Origin of the sequence: Rhodococcus sp. NPDC060176 (assembly GCF_042728675.1) — a bacterium.
Taxonomy (GTDB): Bacteria; Actinomycetota; Actinomycetes; order Mycobacteriales; family Mycobacteriaceae; genus Rhodococcus_F.
Map to the genome: position 1 here is coordinate 174,334 of NZ_JBHWYS010000004.1, position 18,215 is coordinate 192,548.

Genomic DNA, 18,215 nt, shown 5'->3' on the forward strand with positions numbered 1-18,215 from the left:
GACTCCACCGACACTAAGCACGGCACTGGTGAGTTTCAACGAAAATTACTGATACACAGTCAAGTTCAAGTTCATTGCCAGCTGGGGGCCAGGAACCGGCGTTCATTCACAGCTTTGACGCGGTGCCGTGCAGGTTCTTCGCCGTCGGGGATGTCTCGACGGATTTGGGATCGGGGTAGGTGCCCAGTACGCGATCGGCAGTTCCCGCGGTGGTGACGGTGAACCAGTAGTGCTCGTTCTTGAAGTGGTGGTTGCGGTGGTTGCGCCAAATCGACCGGTAGAGAGCAGTTTTCGGCTTGTAGTCACTGTGGATGAGGAAATGCGTCCACTCGTAGCCGAGACCGAGCACGGAAATGCAGGTCAGGAATGTCAGGCCGAGTTCGACGCGAGGAAACGCCAGGAGGGCGACGGCTGTCAGAACGGGAATCACGATCAGGAGCGTCTGCCACGGGATGAAGATGAGTGAGACGGTTCGCGGCGCGAAGTGGTGTTCCCGATGGCTTCGCGCCAGCCGTGAATCGAGTGTGACGCCGCCAATGGTCCGCGGCTTCCAATGGAGAACGAAGACGTGAATGATCCACTCCACGAACGGGAATGCGGCGATCATCACGAGCGGAACAAGTGCGTCGGTGATCTGCCAGTCGCCCAAGGCAATGCGCGTCGCCGCCGCGGCCAGCAGCATGGTGCCGATCATCCACGGCGTCGGTGACCTACGAAACGTCCGTGCGGCATCGGCCAGGGTAAGAGGCTTGCTCATGGTTTCAGTCCTTCCAGGAAGGTGAGAGCGTCGCCGATTGCCGTCGTACCGGTGTGGAGCAGCGTTGCTGCCAGGGTCTCGGCGGCGGGCTCGTCGTGTGAAGTGATGGCGGAGGCCAGTTTTCGATACAGATCGGTTTGGCCGACTTCGGCCACCATGACGGAGGCAAGCGCCGTCATGGCCGGCTCGTATGCAGCTCGAAGGCTGTTGAAGATCAAGCGGAAGGCTATGGAATCTGCGCTGTCGACGACGACGTCCCAGAACGCCAGCGCGCGGCTTTGCAGCTCGACCGGATCTTCGGTGGCGCCTAGATGATCCACGGCCGCGTCGAGGTCCTGGGCAGATTCTGCGGAGATGCGACGAGCCGCCAGCACCGCGATCTGCGGTCCCATCAACTCGCGAGTTTCCAGGACGCTGCGCACCACCGTCAGGTCGGGGACACCATCGCGAACCAGCAGTTGGGGGAGAAGTTCTGGTCCGGCCTGGCGTCGAAAATCGCGCACCGACGTGGACTCGCCCTGGCGGACCTCGACGAGTCCGGCTTGGGCGAGCTTCTGAATAGCCTCTCGGACTGCCGGCCTGGAGACACCGAATGCCTCGGCGAGTTTGCGCTCGCTGGGTAGTGCCTCGCCGGCAGCCAGCTCTCCGGCCAGCACCTTCACGGAAATCTGGTCGAAGACTGCGCCGGAGGCCGAGGTACGTGCAACGGGTTGGAACATGTACCGACCTTAAGCGCTTACTAGTAAGAGGTCAAGTGGTATTACCAGTTGAATTCTGGCGCGAAAGAGACACCTCTTGGCCAACAAACTTCACCGCAACGACGCAGGTGAGAGTAATTTTAGGCGACCCTAATTCGATTGACCGTCAGGAAGCCCATGACATCACTTCTCTTGCCGACTCTCGACACCGACGCAGAGTTCACACGCATTACGGCCGCGCTTACCCGTCGCGGTTTCCTCGGGGCCGGCGCGTTGGCCGGAATCGGATTGCTCACGGCCTGCGGAACCAGCACCAGCGAGTCTGCCGAAGGGTCGATGCGCACCATCAATACCGCTCTCGGGCAGGTGGAAGTGCCCGCCAACCCGCAACGGGTGGTCAGCGCCGATTACTACACGGGTCCCGCGATGTTCGACGCCGGATTCACACCCGTCGGACTGCCGGTGGACTACGAGAACGCCGACGGCGTCCCGGAACCCTATGCGTCTGCTCTTCGGTCTCTCCCGAAGGTGGGACGCTGGTACGAGCCCAACGCCGAGGCGATAGCGGCTTTGTCTCCCGACTTGATCGTGATGACCAACCTGCTGTCGGAGAACAACCCGGATCTTTACGAGCAGATCCGGTCGATCGCACCGACCGCGGTTTTTGCCGAAGACGGGCAGTACGCGTGGAAGGATCGCGCCCTTGGGGTCGCGGACGCGCTCAACCAAAGCGCGAAGGTCCAGGAGTTGGCAGATCGGTACGAGGCGCGGATCGCCAAGTTCCGCAGCGACAACGCTGATGTGCTGAGCAAGGTGAAGGTCGTCTACACCACGTACTTCGAGGAGAGTGGTTTCTCGCTGTATTCGCCCACGAAGTATCAGACGACGGTGATCAGCGAGGCCGGGTTCCAGTTCAACGACCGCTCGCTCGCAATTCCTGCCGGCAGCAACGAGTGGTTCCCGAAGGAGCAGTTGGAGCTACTCGACGAGGCCGACGTCATCATCACCAACAGCGGCAAGGGCCCTATCGACGAGAAGTTGGCTGGCGACACCATCTTCCAGCGTTTGCGCGCCGTCAAGAATGATCAGGTGTACTCGTTCGACTACGAGGGCGTCGCCTCATTCGGTTGGGCCTTGACGTTCCTCGAGCAGTTCCAACCGATCGCCGAGGAGATCAGAGCCAAGCTCTGACGTCGGCTTCGGGTGGGTGCGCTTCCAGATCATCCGGGCCAGCGCACCCACCACGGACACTGCGAGAACAACTCCGCCGCCGATGACGCCGGCCGACGAGTCCGGGAAGATGCCCTCGAGCAGCAGCCAGACGCCGAAGACGAAGAACAGCACCGCGGCACCGATCTTGATGAATCCCTCCGGAAGGTGTTTGCCCAGTACCGAGCCGACGATGATGGCCAGAGCGTCTGCCGCCACCATGCCGACAGTCGATCCGATCCAGATGCCGATCCAGTCGTTGTCGGTGGCGAGCGTGATGGTGGCGAGCATGGTCTTGTCGCCGAGTTCGGCCAGGAAGAACGCCGACGCGACGGCGATGAAGGCGGACCGCGTGACGCGACCGGCCTTGTTCTGCTCGTCGTCGGTGAGATCGTCACCGCGCAGCGTCCAGAGGCCGAAGATCAGGAACGCGATACCGCCGACGATCGATATTGCCGCAGTCGGAAGTGCGACGCCGACGTAGTGGCCGACGGCGACCGAGACCAGGTGAACAAGGGTGGTGGCGACGGTGATTCCGCCGAGAACGACCCACCAGCGATAGCGCAAGGCAAACGTCATTGCCATCAGTTGCGACTTGTCGCCGAGTTCCGCGACGAAGATGACGCCGAAACTCAAAAGTATTGCGGCAAGCAAGATTTACTCCTCCGGTCGGTGTAGGTCGGAGGAAAAATGCGAGCCTCCGGCCTGGGCAGGCGCAGCGGGTGCGCTTGTCCGGCCGAAGGTCTCGCCCACCGAGGCCACAGGACCTTCGGTTCGCCAGGCCGGGTGCTTCGCGATCCGCACATGACGGAGCGCGTCGAACCAGTATGTCGACACAGGCGATTGGGGGCTACTCCCCTTCGTTGCTACCCACGTTAGCGCGGTCGAAACGAATTGGCAAAGCGCGCAGCAAGTTTGGGAGTCCGAACTTATCGCTTACCGGGGCCGTCACGAGGCGAGGAGCATGGCCAAAACAGCGGTGTCGGGATCGCTGATCGGATCGATGCCGACACGGCTGATCATGGAGACGACTGTGCCGTCCGGCTCTGCCTCGACCCAGGCCGCACGATGCTCCAAACCCAGGTAGGGAAGACCGGGCAGTAGTACGCACCCTGACGCGCTGCCCTCGCATTCCGGCAGGCTGGACGTGGTTTCCGACGGCGGGTGCAGCATGATCAGGGCCGGTGGCTGGTGATCGGAGAAACGGCCGGGTGTCAGGGCAAAATCGCCCAGCACCGGACCTTCGGCAACCACCAGACCGACAGTGCCCGGCTGGGGGTCCTCGGGAACGTCCTCACGAACGCCGAAGACCGTCGTCGTCGGCAACAAACCCGGCATCGAGGCCACTCGGACAGCCAAGGCGAGAAGCTGAGCCCACTCCTGGGTGGTGTCCGGCCAACGCCCGGAAATGACAAACCCCTGCAAAGATCCGGCGGCTTGGAACGGAGAAATGCCTATTGCTTCGTTTCTGTTCATTTCTGTTCCTCCCTCGGTGCTGGGGCAAATCTCGGGCAGACGCGCATGCGTCGGTCCGGCACACCTCGTTGGGTAATCGAAATATGCACCCAATCGGCATTGGCACACAAGACGGGGAGAGTGCCAGCCAGGTTTGCGCTGGTGAGGGCGGTGGTATGCGCAGGCATGACTCTGTCGAAGAACCGTTCTCGGCTGGAAGACCTGGCAACGCAGGCGTGGATCTTCGGATATCCACTGTTGATTGCGGCAGTATCGCGTGACGTCATGACCGCGGTGCCGGCCCCGGTGGCGATGAAAGCCCCGCTCAACCAGTTCGCTTATGCGCGTACAACGCCCGACGCGACCTTCACCGATGTCGTCTCACCCAACGCGGACACTCTCTACTCGTCGGGGTGGCTGGACGTCTCGACGGAACCGCAGGTGCTCTCGCTGCCGGACTTCGGGACGCGGTACTGGCTGGTGCCCATCCTCGACGCGTGGAGCGACGTGTTCACGGTGCCGGGATCTCGGACCGTGGGGCGGACCGGGGGACCGTATCTGGTGGCCGGGCCGAATTGGAAAGGCAACGTACCCAAAGGTTTGACGCTGCTGCGTTCTCCGACGGCGATGAACTGGATAGTCGCCCGCTATGCGACGTCGGGGGGAACGGACCTGGCTGAAGTGCACAGCTTGCAGGACCGGACGCGACTGACACCTCTGTCGGAGTGGACGGGTGACCCGCAGGACTACACGCCCGGTGAAGTGCCGGTGAACGCTGCCGTCGACACTCGGACGCCGCCGGTGGACCAGGTGGCCGCCATGGACGGCGAGGCCTTCTTCACCACACTCGACGCACTTCTCGACGACAATCCTCCCCGCCCGGACGATACCGAGATGATGAAACAGCTGTCCGACATCGGAATCGGCTCCTCGCTGCCCTGGAAGTCGCGTCCGCAAGAGGTGCGTGATGCCCTCGACCGAGCTGCACGAACCGGAATGGACGTGCTGAGCGAGATCGCCAAAGAGGCCGAGGGTAGTCCGAAGAACGGCTGGACGATGCACCGCGGCTTGGGGCATTACGGAACTCATTACGCTCAGCGGGCTTTGATCGTCTGGCTCGGTTTCGGGGCAAACCTCGATGCTGATGCCGTGTACCCGCACGCCACCACGGACGTCGAGGGGAAGCCACTGACCGGCGAGAAGAAGTACGTACTTCATTTCGAGAAGGACGAACTGCCGCCGGTCGAGGGCTTCTGGTCGCTCACGATGATGAACGAGCGGCAGTTCTTCGTGGACAACCCGATCGACCGATACGCGATCGGTGATCGAAGCGATCTGGTGTTTGCCGACGACGGTTCCCTCGACATCTATCTTCAGCACGAATCCCCTGGTGGTGAGAAGGAGCGGAACTGGCTGCCGGCTCCGTCCGGTGACTTCAACGTCTTTCTTCGCCTGTACTGGCCGAAGGCGGCAGTGCTGTCGGGATCGTGGACAGCGCCGGGTATTCGGGAAGTAGGTATTCAGGAAGCAGGCTGAAGGTCCTCTCGCTCCGGACCCGAAGAGCACAACTCGGTATCAGCCGCGCGTTTCGATGGGCGGAAAGGTCTCGATAGCCATACGATCTGTCGGTATTGCCCTGTTTGAAGAGCTGTTGAATCGGTCAGAGACACCCGCTTGCTTCGGAGGCTACTGATGGTCACGCAGAATCCGTTCGTGCAGTACGGCAAAGAGATCTGGTGGATGATCCTGATCCGCGGAATCTTCGGTGTGATCTTCGGAATCATTGCACTGGTGTGGCCGGGAATTACCGTGGTGGCCTTGGTCTTCCTGTTCGGTATCTACTCCATTGCCGACGGCTTGATCACGATCGTTCGAGCCGTCCGGGATCGCGAGCACCTGAGTTCGTGGGGATGGTGGGTCTTCACGGGCGTCGTTTCGGTGGGAGCCGGTGTGGTCGCGCTGGTCTGGCCAGGCATCACCGCGCTGGTGCTGCTGTACATCATTGCCTTCTACGCCATCATGTTCGGAATCTTCGGAATCGTCGGCGCCTTCAAGATGAAGACGCTTCCCGGATCCAGTTGGGGATGGTTGCTCGCAGCCTCGGTGCTCGCTGTCATCTTCGGCATCATTCTTCTCGTCGCGCCCGGCGAAGGCATCATCAGCCTCATCTGGTTGTTGGGTTGGTACGCAATCTTGTTCGGCCTCGTCATGATCGTGGGAGCATTCCAGATCAGGAGCCGGGCAAAGGAAGTCGGTGTTCTCTAAGAAGGGAAAGCCGGCCGTCGCGGCTCCCGCTCCGATCCCCACGCTGTCCGGTAGTGAGAACTGGTCGATCCCTCGCGGTTTGATCGTCCTTCTCGGTATCGCGGCCACCGTGGTTGCCGTCGGCGGAATGAAGGTGTTCGGCGGCATCCTCGGACCGGTCTTCCTCGCACTGGTGCTGACGATTGCCGTTCAGCCCATTCAGGATTGGTCGCAGCGACGCGGGTGGCCCAAGTGGGTCGGGATGTTGGGCTCGCTGGTCACCGTCTATCTGATTCTGCTCGGGCTCGCTGCCTCGTTGATCGTGTCGACGGCGCAGTTGGCGACGATCCTGCCCCAGTATTCCGAGGAGATGACCAACCTCCTCAACGAGGGCCGCGACAAGTTGGCCGACTTCGGAGTGAGCACCGAACAGATCCAAAGCACGCTCAGCAGTATCGATCTCACGAAAGTAGTGGGTGTACTCGAAAGCGGGCTGGAGGGCCTGCTCGGCATTCTGTCGGATCTGGTGTTCATCCTCGCGCTGTTGCTGTTCATGGCCTTCGACGGCATGAGTATCCGCTCGCGGTTACACGTGCTGGCCGAGCAGCGTCCCGAAATCTCCTACGCGCTCTCCACTTTTGCCGCAGGGACTCGCAAGTACCTGGTGGTCTCGACGGTATTCGGACTCATCGTGGCGGTGCTCGACGGTGGTGCGCTGTGGCTGATGGGCATTCAGCTACCCGTTCTGTGGGCGCTGCTGTCCTTCATCACCAACTACATCCCCAACATCGGGTTTGTCATCGGCGTCATCCCGCCGGCACTTCTCGGGCTCTTGCAGGGCGGACCCTGGCTGATGCTCTGGGTGATCGTCGTCTACTCCGTCATCAACTTCGTGATCCAGTCCATCATCCAACCCAAGTTCGTCGGCGACGCCGTCGGACTGTCGGTGACGATGACGTTCCTCTCGCTTGTCTTCTGGTCGTGGGTTCTCGGGGCACTCGGAGCGCTGCTGGCGATCCCGCTCTCGTTGTTGGTGAAGGCTGTCCTGCTCGACATCGACCCAGCCACACGCTGGGCCGACATCCTGATCAGCGGGCCTCGGGACCTGCCGGAGGAGAAACCCGAGGAGCCTGAAAAGCCGGCCACGCCCGCACACTAGTACTTCTCAGCGTTTCTACAAGTTGTTGCTTTATCGTCTCGCCCATGAGCGCCGAGAACACCACCGAGAACACCCACCGCCAGCCGTCACGCCTCGGTCGACGGCTGGCGGTGGGTGGTGTAGCGGCGATAGTCGCAGCTGCGGTCGCGGGGATCGGCTTCGTGATTTTCGCGGGCGGCGGTGCTGACAATTCGCGCACCGTTGCGATCGTGAACGCCGACGCCGGAACCACTCTCGACGGCAAGGAACTTCGAGCGGGTGACACGCTGGTGGACACTCTGGGCAAGAATGAAGACTTCGACTTCCAGGTGGTCGACAACCCCGGTGGCAACTACTTCGCGACGTTGACGGTGCCGGAAGACTTCAGTGAATCGGTTGCGTCGATGTTCGGCACGGACCCCCGCCAGGCGAGTGTCGAGCTGGCGGTGAAGGGCTCGGATCCGGAGAGGTCGACCGAACTGACTCGGGCGGTGTCCGCGCAGGTCGGCGCCGACGGAATCAAGGGTCTGCTGGCTCAGACGTCAGCCGCCAGGCGCTCGATAGATCAAAACCTCACCACCGCACAGATTCTGGTCGCCGGAACCAACGAGGCCGGAAAGTCCATCGATCAGGTGAAGGCGGGCGCCGGCACACTGCTGCCGTATCTCGAGACCGCACGATCCGGGGCGTTGGAGTTGATGAGCGTGGCGGAACAGGTATCCGGTGTTGTCGATCAGGCATCGGGATCGGCGGAAGAGTTGGCCACGCGCGCTGATTCGCTGGGCTTGACGTTGGGGGAGGCGTCGTCCTCGACCGCGGAATTGAAGACACGAATCGACACGTTGCAGACCGCGTTGAACGGCCTTCCGATCCCGCCTGACGTGACAGCGCAACTGGCCGGTGTGAGTTCGGATCTCGGTGCGCTGAATGCGCAATTGGGCACCGTTCCGGCGCTGTTGGGTGGTTCGGTCGGACCCGATACGGAGCTCGGTGATCTGGTCCGCACCGCCGTCGGGCAGCTGCAAGGGGCGAGCGATCAACTGAGCAGTGCTGCCGGACAATTGAACGACGGACTCATTCCTATCGCCGATCAGGCGCCGCAGATGCTCGGTGACGTGACCGACCAGATCACCCAGGGATTCACGACGCTGCAAGGGATCGCCAAGTCATTGGTCACGGGCCTCGACGGCGCAAAATCCGGCATTCCCGCGATGACCACTCCGCAGCAGGTTCAGCTGACCTCGGTGCTGTCGGATCCGGTGGCCGTCAATCAGACCATCGCGAGCAGCGGTGACTCCGGAACTCGCACACTGGCATTGGTCTTCGGAGCGACGACGGTCCTGCTCGGTGGTGCTCTGCTGACACGAACGGCGGCGCCCCTGGTGAGGCGCCGCCGTTCGCGAGAAGAGCGTGACTAGACGATCAGACCTGCGGTCTGGGTACGTGCACGGTCGAAGCGAGCCGAGACGTCGTTCCAGTTGACGATGTTCCAGAATGCCTTGACGTAGTCGCCCTTGACGTTCTGGTAGTCGAGGTAGAAGGCGTGCTCCCACATGTCGAGGAGCAGCAGCGGCGTGAGGCCGATGGAGATGTTGCCCTGCTGATCGTAGAGCTGGACGATGATCAGACGCTGTCCGATCGAGTCCCACGCGAGGATGGACCAGCCGGAGCCCTGGATGGCGTTGGCGTTAGCGGAGAAGTGAGCGCGGAAGAGATCGAACGAACCGAAGTTGTCGTCGATCGCTGCGGCGAGTTCGCCTTCGGGCTTGTCGCCACCGTCAGCGCTGAGGTTGTTCCAGAAAACGGTGTGGTTGGTGTGGCCACCGAGGTGGAACGCCAGGTTCTTCTCGAGCAGGTTGGCCTGCGCTGCGATGGTGTCGTTCTCACGAGCCTCGGCCAGCTTCTCGAGTGCAGCGTTGGCACCGGCAACGTAAGCCGCGTGGTGCTTGTCGTGATGCAGCTCCATGATCTTGCCCGAGATGTGCGGCTCGAGGGCTGCGTAGTCGTAGGGGAGTTCCGGCAGCGTGTAAACAGACACGAGGGTCCCTTCTTTGCGGGCTGGTGAGCCCTGGTGCTTTAGAGTGCGTCGATCACCGGTCACGGCGTGACGTCACTCGCGTATGTGCAAATCATTCTTCGGGTTTCCACCCAATAACATTCGTACACCGTCCGCAACAGTCCGGCTCAGGTAGTAATCACCAAAGAATAAAGTTTGGGTAACCAAACTTACCCTGATCTAAGGGTAAGCTAATATGCGCAAATTCGTCGTAAAGGTGAACGGAACCTTAAACTTGCGCGGTGCCCGCACCAGTTTTCCTCCCGGAATCACCAGAGGCGGCCGCGCCTCGGGTGAATCTTCCGGGCGCTGACCTGCTGCGAGCCCTGGCGGTTGCCGCCGTGATCTACTCCCACATCTCTTTTTACGTCATCGACGATCTCGGCTCGGGTTGGTGGGTGATCGACGTCGTCTACGGCGTTTTGATCGAGCCGGCCGAACTCAACCAGCACCTCTCTTTTGTCGGCGTCGCAGTATTCATGATGCTTACCGGCGCATTGGTGACGCGGTCCGCGATTCGCGATGGTCCCGGAAAGTTCTTGACCAACCGATTCAGTCGACTGCTGCCCGCATTCTGGGTGGCAACCGCGATTGCCATTCTTCTGGTCCGCCTCGGAATCAACGGAATGTTCAGCGGTCAGGAAGGTATTTCCGATACCGAAGCGTTGATGAGCTTTTTTCTCGGCGGATTCTTTCTCAAGCCCGAGGTGGCAGTTCTCGGAGTGACCTGGACGCTCACCGTCCAATTCCTCTTCTATCTCGCGTGCGTCGCCGCTCGTCCGATACTGCGGCTGCGTCCGATCGTCATGCCGCTCGCCGGTGGTGCGCTGTGCTCACTGGTTCTGCTCTACAACGTCTACGCGCCGCTGCCGTACACCGTGCCGATGCTGTCCAAGATCGCCGCGACGCTGCCGGCCGTCTTCCTCGGCCAGATCATGTACCTCGCGTGGGCGAAGCTCGCTCCCGGCCGCTGGCTGATCGCGGCCGTCCTCATGCAGATGCACGTCATCAGCGTGGCGACCCAGTTCCGCGTGTACTGGGCCGGCGAGCACTACCTGTGGACTATCTCGGTAGTCGCCGCAGCGGTTGTCCTCATCGGCCGCTACGACGGCGTCCCGACGCGCTGGTCGGTCGTGAAGTGGCTCTCGACGCGCAGTTACGTCATCTATCTCGTGCACACCCTGATCCTGTACCGCGTCGTCGAGAACACCGTGATGTATGTGGGACCGACGCTGGCCTTCGCACTGTTCCTTCTGGTCACGGCTGCGGTAGCAGAAATCGGCTACCGCTGGGTGGAGCTGCCAGGTGCTCGCGCGGTCACGGCGTGGCGAAACAGCCGCTCGCGCGTAGCATCGAAGCATGAGCTGGTACGACGACATTCTGGGACGAGCGTCCGCAAAATCCACGCTGATCGCGCCTGAGGACGCCCTCCCCGGGCGAGAGCAGAAAATGCCGGTACCTACCGCGCACTACGTCAACGGACATCCGTTGACGCCGCCGTTTCCGGCCGAAATGCAGACCGTCGTCGTAGGTATGGGTTGTTTCTGGGGCGCCGAGAAGGAGTTCTGGCAGCTTCCCGGTGTGTACACGACCGCTGCGGGTTATGCCGGCGGCTTCACTCCCAATCCGACATACGAAGAGACGTGCTCCGGACGCACGGGGCACACCGAAGTAGTGCTGGTGGTCTTCGACCCCGCGGTGATCTCCTACGAGCAGATCCTGGCGCACTTCTGGGAGAACCACGATCCGACGCAGGGGATGCGTCAGGGCAACGACCAGGGCTCGCAGTACCGTTCTGCGATCTTCACGACGTCCGCGCAGCAGGAAGAAATCGCTCACGCGTCGGCCGTCGCTTTCGGCGAAAGGCTTGCCGAAGCGGGATACGGCGCGATCACCACCGAAATCGGTCCGCTGCGCGACTTCTTCTATGCGGAGGATTACCACCAGCAGTATTTGGCGAAGAATCCCGGCGGTTACTGCCCGGTGCATGCCACCGGCGTCAGTTGCCCGGTGGGATTACTCCGTCAGGATCAGGTTCCGGCGCAGACGGATATCCTTCCGCCGAGCGAATAACTGGAACAGGTGTTGGAGGACACATGTGATTCAGCTCGTTAACACTTGCAACTAGATCGAAACAAAGGGAATCTCGAAGTAACAGTGTGTCGTCGAGAGAACTGAGTTCACAATGTCAGGTAGTACGCGAGGAACTGCGTCGCTGCTTCGACGCACCATTCACGTAGGCCACGATCCGATGGTTCGCCGCAGTGATCGGATCGAAGGGTTCATGTCCTTCGGTCTGATCATTTTCGCAATTCTGCTGCTGCCACTCGCAGTGTGGGCCGGCGCCGCGACGGCTTCGAGCCAGAACGCACTGATCGCCAAACAATCCTCGGAATTGCACAGCATTTCGGCGACGACAACGGCGGATTCGAAGCAAACCACCGTCTCTAACGCCGATTACATTGCGCCGACGACGGAAATGGCCAGCGCACAGTGGAACTGGAACGGTGAGGTTCACACGAGCGACATCACTGTCGACTCAGCGACGCCTGCCGGTACCGAGGTCGACATCTACGTCAACGATCAAGGTGACAAGTCCGTAGCCCCGATCACTCAGAGCGCTGCCGACGTCGCAGCCGTTGTGACCGGGGTTTTCACCTGGTTCAGCGTGATGTCCTTGCTGGTCATCGCGTTCATGCTGGTGCGGGTGTTTCTCGACCGTTCGCGCTCGGCCCAGTGGGACCGGGACCTACGCGCATTCCTCGACGCGAACGCGCTGTAGATCCCGGCCCGTATCTCACTGCAGTTGGGGCATGACCTCGCTTGCGACGAGTTCGAGATGATCCAGATCGGCGAGATCGAGAGTCTGCAGGTACACACGCTGTGAACCGGCTTCGGCGAATGTTCCGATCTTGTCGACCAGTTCCGAAGGTGTTCCGGCCAGACCGTTCTCACGCAATTCGTCCACGTCTCGTCCGATGGCCTCGGCGCGCTTCTTGACTTCTGCCTCGTCGCGGCCGCAGCAAAGGACGAGAGCGTTGGAGTACACCAATTCGTTCGGATCCCGCTCGATGTCGACGCAAGCCTGACGAACGCGCGCAAAGATGTCCTTCGTTTCTTCGAGGGACTTGAACGGGATGTTGAACTCGTTCGCGAACCGAGCGGCGAGTGCCGGAGTCTTCTTCTTGCCCGTGCCACCGATCAGGATCGGCGGACCGTCGACCTGGTGCGGCTTGGGAAGCGCGGGAGAGTTCTTGATCTGCACGTGCTTACCGTCGTAGTCGAACGTGTCGCCGACCGGCGTACGCCACAGACCGGTCACGACGTCGAGAGTTTCCTCGAGCAGTTCGAAGCGATCCTTGAGCGCGGGGAACGGGATCCCGTACGCCTGGTGCTCTTCCTCGTACCAACCGGCACCGATGCCGAGGTCCACGCGGCCACCACTCATCTGATCGACCTGCGCGACCGAGATGGCCAGCGGGCCGGCGTGACGGAACGTAGCCGACGTCACGAGGGTGCCGAGGCGGATGGTGGACGTTTCGCGGGCGATACCGGCGAGCGTGATCCACGCGTCGGTAGGTCCGGGAAGGCCGTCGGTATTCATGGCGAGATAATGGTCCGAGCGGAAGAATGCGCCGTAGCCGAGTTTTTCGGCGGTCTGGGCAACAGTCAGTAGTTGTTCGTAGGTAGCGCCCTGCTGGGGTTCGGTGAATATACGCAGCTCCATGACTTCTACTCTGCCACTATTTTGCGGAGGTCGGGACGACGGCACCGACTTGTCCACCGCCGAAACACAGGGTCAGTCCCGGCGTTGTCGGCGTGATTTTCACACTGTTTCCGTGGCCGACCAGGCGTACGAACGCTGAGTGCAAACCTTGCGTCACGGGTACTGATACGGCGTCGCCGGACTCCAACGCGACGTCGATCGTTCCGTCGGTGCTCGCGAGGTAGTTGAGCTGAACCGTCCATTCCCAACCGGCCAGGGGGCCGTCGAGTGGGAGTTCGATCGGGCCTTCGGAGCGGGTGCCGCAGTTCGGTGCCGTTCCTTCGGGAATCCTTCTCGTCCAGGTCACTTCGGCATCGACAATCTTTCCGCTGTCGTCGATCGTGCGCAGAATCGGAGTGCTGGAAGAGAATTCGGGTCGATCAGACAGAGGCGCGAGAACGTTGCTTGCCAAATTGTTCGGAAAGGCGACGGGAAGAAGTACCGCGATCGCGACGGGTTGCTCGAGCAGCGGAGCATCCTGATTCTGGGACAACGACATTCGTGCGTTGGCGAGGTAGTCGCGAGTCGGGTTCTCGCGCCAGATGTCGACGAACGTGACAGTCGAGACGAGCGAACTGACAACGAAGAGCACTGACAGTCCGGCGGCGACTGCGACGGGCATGCGGGCCGGACGTCGCCGAGGTGAGGCGAGAATCAGGGCGGCGGCGAGGGCGAACACCGCCGCCGAATCCGTGTAGTAGCGCAAGGTCTGCGCCAATTCGTAGGTGGTGTCGGCGTCGGATCGGGTCGCGGTCATCGCCACGACGGAGGCCAGGAAGTACAGCGCCGCGGCGGCCCAGATCCAGGCGGCGCCGCGTCTGGCACGCACTGTCATCACGACCGTCGTCAGCAGTGTGGCCCAGGCCGCGACCACCAATACCGTCGGCGGATCGGCCCACGCGGGGCTGGGGATCCACCGCTCCCAGTGCCAGGGGCCGCCGATAAGAGTGGGAAGCATCCCCAAGGACGTGCCGTGATGCAGCAGTTCGGTGGACATGGAACGGCCGTACCCGGTGACCGGGGACTCGACGGTGGTCAGGTACACCGGAATCCAGATCGCGAGGACAGCGGCGCAGGCCGCCCACAGGAGTCGGCACTTCGTGATCGCACTCCGGATCGGCGTTCCTTCGCCTTGCGTGGGCAAGTACAGCACCAGAAAAGCGAGTGCCACGAACGGAACGAGCACTGCTTTCTCGAAGAACAATAGGGAGACGACAAAAACTGCGGTGCCCGAGAACACGTAGCGCACATGCCCGGTGCGGTACAGCTTGATCGCGTCCCCGGACGCCCAGGCAAGTGCGATCTGTAGCGGCAAGGCATTGAGCGCGGCCGCCCACCACGAGAACGCCGGAAGTGTCAGCGGGACGAACAGATACAGGATCAGCGGAATCAACAGCGCCGGTCGCCAGCCGAGGACCAACCGAAGAGTGCGGAGAAGCGCCAAGGACGCCACGGCCTGACCGATGACGAGCAGTGTCGCCGACAGTGCCCAGTTGTACGGTGCGATGCGTGCGATCAACCCGGTGAAGAAGAAGGCCGCGGGCATGAAGTGACCGTCGTGATCGTAGAGCAGGAGTTCGCTCGAGAAGAGCGAGAAGCGCGCGCCCCGGCCCATGAGGATGAGGTCGTCCCAGTAGAAGTAGTTACTCGCGGCAACCCAGGCGCGAATGACGAGCTGACATCCGATCAATACGAACGCGAGCTGCATGACCCGTTTCGCGGTGAACGTCAGAGTTGGCTCGGCCTGTGGAGAAGTCGTCGACGGAGAAGTCATCGACGGTCATGCTTCCAGGTGTGTCAAAACCGGCCTTCGGCGAAAAAGGGGATAACGGTCTTTTCTGTCTTTTCGGGCACAATTTCTGAATGGATTGTGAACTTTGCCGGGATAAATGACGCCGACGCCCGAAAGTTCACTGACCTGCGGTGTCAAATTCATCCTCGAGCCTGTGCATCGTTCGCTAACACCTGTCAGCAAATTCTCAGGGTCTTGCCCGTGACCTGTGGATAAAGCCCGATTCATTCATCCAGAACTGTGGATGAACCTGTGGAAACTGTGGATAACTCGAGTTTTTAAGTGGCGGAGGTCACATTATTCGAACAATGCAGGTGAAGGCGGTGGAGGTTCGATCACAAATCGGGAGTGAATCCATTTGCTGCCGTTACCGATACGGCGTGACAGAATCGAAGTTGTGAGTGTCGTTCAGGTCTGCGCCCGGTGCGCCGCGCGTTGGCCCGTAGTCGGCGGCCCGACGCAGCGCAATGGAGTCGGCGGCCCGACGCAGTGGTGCCCGCGCTGCAGCGGCGTTCTCCTCATCCCCACCCGGACCGAGATCTACCAACCGCCCAACCGTCGAGGCTTCCGCTGGATCGCGCGCTCACCGTCCGACCCACGAGGCGTGGGGGACGCACCAGTGCGTCGTAGCTTCTCCACTCCGCGCTACGACGCGGTCCCGCAGTGGGGACTCCATGACGTCTTCGATACCTCATCGGTACCGCCCTCGCGTGCGGACCGGATGGCCGATCGAGTCGAGCCATTGCTGACGCTCGCGACGATCCTCTACGGACTGGCGGTGTTCGCCGAACTGGGCAGATACGCGATCCTGGTCCGCAACCGCACCACGCTGATCCCGCAGCCGTTGCTCACGGTCTCCGACGCCGCCGTGTACTTCACCCAGTTGGGTGGACTGCTGGTCTCCGTCTTCGCTGCCGTAGCCGCCGTGTGCTGGCTGCTTCGTCGGCGTCGTGAACACTTCGCACGCGCCCGGGAATCCGATCCGCGTACCGCCTCGGAAGTGGTCGTCGGCTGCGCTGTGCCGATCCTCAACCTGGTGATGCCGGCCGTCTATCTCCTCGAGCTCGTTCGCCGTGATCCGCGCGGAATCCTGCTGGTCAAGATCTGGTGGGGCTTCTGGGGATTCAGCGCTCTGCTGCTGGTGGTCAACGCGTACTGGCGATCACGCCCGGGGATTCAGGCCATGGCGGACGGGGTTCTGCTGAACGGATTCATCGCACTGATCGCTGCCGTCACCGCGGCGTTGACGCTCGTCGTGATCCGCCGGATCGAGCGCAAGAGCTGGCGCGGTGAACCGGAATCGGAAACCCGGTGGGTGCCAGTGCCGCGCTCGGTGCTGGACGAGAAGGAGACCGCTGCCCTGTGAGCCCAGATCGTCGCGGTCCACTCGTCGTTGCGCACCGAGGTGCGTCGGCTGCGCGGCCGGAGCACACCCTCGCCGCCTACGAACTAGCTCTCGAAGAGGGTGCGGACGGGCTCGAATGCGACGTTCGGCTCACCCGCGACGGACACCTGGTCTGCGTTCACGATCGCAAGGTCGACCGCACCTCGAGCGGGACGGGGATCGTCAGCGAGATGACTCTCGATTCGCTGAACGCTCTGGACTACGGGTCGACGAGCGAACCGGCCGAACTGCTGACTCTCGCCGATCTCATCACCCTCGCCCTGGATTTTGCGCGCCCGGTGAAGCTGTTCATCGAGACCAAGCACCCCGTGCGCTTCGGCGGCCTGGTCGAAGCCAAACTCCTGGCGGAACTGCACCGCTTCGGGATCGCGTCACCGCCGTCGGCCGATCATTCGCGCGCTGTCGTCATGTCTTTCTCGGCGAGTGCGGTGTGGCGAGTGCGCCGTTCGGCACCGCTGCTGCCGACGGTCCTGCTCGGTGACGCGTCGCGGTACCTCGGCGGCGGTGCGTCGACGGCTGTGGGCGCTACGGCGATCGGGCCGTCGATCAAGGCGCTGCGCGAACATCCCGATCTGGTCGATCGGGCCGCCGCTGCGGGTCGCGCGACGTACTGCTGGACCGTCGACGACAAGGCGGATGTGGACCTGTGTCGTGAGCTCGGGGTCAGTTGGGTTGCCACCAACCATCCCGGGCGCACGAAGCAATGGCTGGGCAGCGTGTAGATTTTGCCCTCGTGGCCAAGAAGAGCAAAAGAAACAGTGGACCGAAGCAGGGCAGCGCACGCGCAGAGAAGCTGGCGGCACGCCAAGCAGAGCGTGAAGCCGCTGCCGGCGTAGTCAGCCGCCCGTTCGAGGGCCTTGCCGCCGAGTGCGATCTGGTCGCGCTGCGTGAATTCGTTCCGTCCGCCACGGCTCCGTTGCCGGTCATCGGCTCCGACCGTCCCGTCACGTTGGCGACGGTCCTCCCCGGCGCTGTTGCCGCACTCGTCCGCGACGAGGGCGAGACGGCCACCGGATTTGTCGGTGTCCAGGTTCAGGCGCACTCGGCCGACCTCGGCGCAGACCTCGCCGCTTCGGTGAACTGGATCAAGGACGCGGCCCCCGGCGACGCGCTTTCTGCCGCGAACCCCGATTCCGAGACCCCCGCGGTCACCGCTGTCGTCAATCCGTCGGCGCTGCTCGACATCACCGTGCACCAGAACTTCAACTGGTGGATTCCGGAAGGCGTCGAAACTGATCCCGAGGTTGCCGCCACCGTGCAGCACGCCAACTCGGCGATCATGCCCTCTGCACGCCTCGAAGGCGACGGCCTCGTTGCCGCGTGGTGGGTAGACGCCGGCGAGAAGGCGCACCTGCGTTGGGTTCGTCCCGAGAGCGAAGACGACCTGATGCTCGCGCTGGCGCGCGTGCACGCGACCGGTGGACTGCACCTGGGTGAGGGCTCGCGTTACGCGGGCTCGTTCCGCACCCACGGCCTGTTGGTTCCCGTCTTCGACCTCGACCGCGAAAAGCATGCAAACGAGTGGGTTGCGGCAACCGTCGAGCTCGGTGAGCGTCTTGCCGAGGCTCTGGCCGTCGATGCTCCGCTCACCTCGGCCGAGCTTCGCTCGCGCGACGGACTTCGTGGTCGTCAGGTCACGCTGCGCTGATTTTTTCGCCATAACTATAGGCGTTACGCAAAGTTACGGTTAATGTT

General features: G+C 62.1%; 18 protein-coding genes. 11 read left to right on the forward strand and 7 right to left on the reverse strand.

All coding sequences use genetic code 11. The features are described 5' to 3' along the window. Window positions 1–106: 106 nt before the first annotated feature. Both ACFWEM_RS20435 and ACFWEM_RS20440 read right to left on the reverse strand, forming a co-directional pair. Window positions 107–757, reverse strand: coding sequence for a sterol desaturase family protein (locus tag ACFWEM_RS20435; protein WP_378536444.1), 651 nt, complete (start codon window positions 755–757; stop codon window positions 107–109). Next, complete coding sequence (locus ACFWEM_RS20440; RefSeq protein WP_378536446.1) at window positions 754–1,476, reverse strand: FadR/GntR family transcriptional regulator; 723 nt, start codon at window positions 1,474–1,476, stop codon at window positions 754–756. Before ACFWEM_RS20440 ends, ACFWEM_RS20435 begins: the two co-directional genes overlap by 4 nt. 156 nt (window positions 1,477–1,632) lie before the next feature. On the opposite strand from ACFWEM_RS20440, the gene ACFWEM_RS20445 reads away from it, so the two are divergent. After that, window positions 1,633–2,646, forward strand: a complete 1,014-nt coding sequence (locus ACFWEM_RS20445; RefSeq protein ID WP_378536448.1) for an ABC transporter substrate-binding protein — start codon at window positions 1,633–1,635, stop codon at window positions 2,644–2,646. Here the strand turns inward: ACFWEM_RS20445 and ACFWEM_RS20450 are convergent. Beyond that, window positions 2,575–3,318 (reverse strand): TMEM165/GDT1 family protein, encoded by a 744-nt coding sequence (locus ACFWEM_RS20450; protein ID WP_378536450.1) that lies wholly within the window; start codon window positions 3,316–3,318, stop codon window positions 2,575–2,577. The genes ACFWEM_RS20445 and ACFWEM_RS20450 overlap by 72 nt on opposite strands. 294 nt (window positions 3,319–3,612) lie before the next feature. Then, window positions 3,613–4,140, reverse strand: a complete 528-nt coding sequence (locus tag ACFWEM_RS20455; RefSeq protein ID WP_230816072.1) for a peptidase — start codon at window positions 4,138–4,140, stop codon at window positions 3,613–3,615. Window positions 4,141–4,305: 165 nt separating this feature from the next. Here ACFWEM_RS20455 and ACFWEM_RS20460 point away from each other — a divergent pair, with 165 nt between their 5' ends. From ACFWEM_RS20460 to ACFWEM_RS20475, 4 genes are all read left to right on the forward strand, one after another. After that, window positions 4,306–5,655: a DUF1254 domain-containing protein gene (locus tag ACFWEM_RS20460; RefSeq protein ID WP_378536452.1), complete on the forward strand. Its 1,350-nt coding sequence runs from the start codon at window positions 4,306–4,308 to the stop codon at window positions 5,653–5,655. Window positions 5,656–5,811: 156 nt separating this feature from the next. Further along, entirely contained in the window at window positions 5,812–6,384 is a 573-nt protein-coding gene (locus tag ACFWEM_RS20465; protein ID WP_378536454.1) for an HdeD family acid-resistance protein, read from the forward strand. Then, a complete protein-coding gene (locus ACFWEM_RS20470) occupies window positions 6,374–7,522 on the forward strand; it encodes an AI-2E family transporter (protein WP_378536456.1) in 1,149 nt (382 codons plus the stop codon). The genes ACFWEM_RS20465 and ACFWEM_RS20470 overlap by 11 nt, the downstream gene beginning before the upstream one ends. A gap of 44 nt (window positions 7,523–7,566) precedes the next feature. Then, a complete protein-coding gene (locus ACFWEM_RS20475) occupies window positions 7,567–8,919 on the forward strand; it encodes a hypothetical protein (protein ID WP_378536458.1) in 1,353 nt (450 codons plus the stop codon). Here ACFWEM_RS20475 and ACFWEM_RS20480 read toward each other — a convergent pair. Further along, on the reverse strand, window positions 8,916–9,539 hold the full coding sequence (locus ACFWEM_RS20480; protein WP_003944189.1) for a superoxide dismutase: 624 nt from the start codon (window positions 9,537–9,539) through the stop codon (window positions 8,916–8,918). The two genes, ACFWEM_RS20475 and ACFWEM_RS20480, sit on opposite strands and share 4 nt — an antisense overlap. 311 nt (window positions 9,540–9,850) lie before the next feature. On the opposite strand from ACFWEM_RS20480, the gene ACFWEM_RS20485 reads away from it, so the two are divergent. From ACFWEM_RS20485 to ACFWEM_RS20495, 3 genes are all read left to right on the forward strand, one after another. After that, window positions 9,851–10,978, forward strand: a complete 1,128-nt coding sequence (locus tag ACFWEM_RS20485) for an acyltransferase family protein (RefSeq protein ID WP_378537147.1) — start codon at window positions 9,851–9,853, stop codon at window positions 10,976–10,978. Next, the gene (gene msrA, locus ACFWEM_RS20490) at window positions 10,917–11,630 is read left to right on the forward strand and encodes a peptide-methionine (S)-S-oxide reductase MsrA (protein WP_378536460.1); all 714 of its coding nucleotides are present in this window, start codon (window positions 10,917–10,919) and stop codon (window positions 11,628–11,630) included. The genes ACFWEM_RS20485 and msrA overlap by 62 nt, the downstream gene beginning before the upstream one ends. A gap of 112 nt (window positions 11,631–11,742) precedes the next feature. Further along, window positions 11,743–12,339: a hypothetical protein gene (locus ACFWEM_RS20495; RefSeq protein ID WP_378536462.1), complete on the forward strand. Its 597-nt coding sequence runs from the start codon at window positions 11,743–11,745 to the stop codon at window positions 12,337–12,339. A gap of 15 nt (window positions 12,340–12,354) precedes the next feature. On the opposite strand, the gene ACFWEM_RS20500 is transcribed toward ACFWEM_RS20495, so the two are convergent. Then, complete coding sequence (locus tag ACFWEM_RS20500) at window positions 12,355–13,284, reverse strand: LLM class F420-dependent oxidoreductase (protein WP_378536464.1); 930 nt, start codon at window positions 13,282–13,284, stop codon at window positions 12,355–12,357. A 16-nt stretch (window positions 13,285–13,300) separates the two neighbouring features. Beyond that, window positions 13,301–15,097, reverse strand: a complete 1,797-nt coding sequence (locus ACFWEM_RS20505) for a hypothetical protein (RefSeq protein WP_378536466.1) — start codon at window positions 15,095–15,097, stop codon at window positions 13,301–13,303. Between the two features lie 415 nt (window positions 15,098–15,512). Here ACFWEM_RS20505 and ACFWEM_RS20510 point away from each other — a divergent pair, with 415 nt between their 5' ends. Genes ACFWEM_RS20510 through ACFWEM_RS20520 form a run of 3 tightly spaced genes read left to right on the forward strand, consistent with a single transcriptional unit; the run spans window position 15,513 to window position 18,168 of the window. Next, the gene (locus tag ACFWEM_RS20510; protein WP_378536468.1) at window positions 15,513–16,481 is read left to right on the forward strand and encodes a DUF4328 domain-containing protein; all 969 of its coding nucleotides are present in this window, start codon (window positions 15,513–15,515) and stop codon (window positions 16,479–16,481) included. After that, window positions 16,478–17,242 carry a glycerophosphodiester phosphodiesterase gene (locus tag ACFWEM_RS20515; RefSeq protein ID WP_378445512.1) on the forward strand — a complete coding sequence of 255 codons (765 nt, stop codon included), beginning with the start codon at window positions 16,478–16,480 and terminating at the stop codon, window positions 17,240–17,242. The genes ACFWEM_RS20510 and ACFWEM_RS20515 overlap by 4 nt, the downstream gene beginning before the upstream one ends. Before the next feature lie 11 nt (window positions 17,243–17,253). Continuing rightward, window positions 17,254–18,168 (forward strand): DUF5926 family protein, encoded by a 915-nt coding sequence (locus ACFWEM_RS20520; protein WP_378536470.1) that lies wholly within the window; start codon window positions 17,254–17,256, stop codon window positions 18,166–18,168. The last annotated feature ends 47 nt before the right edge of the window (window positions 18,169–18,215 follow it).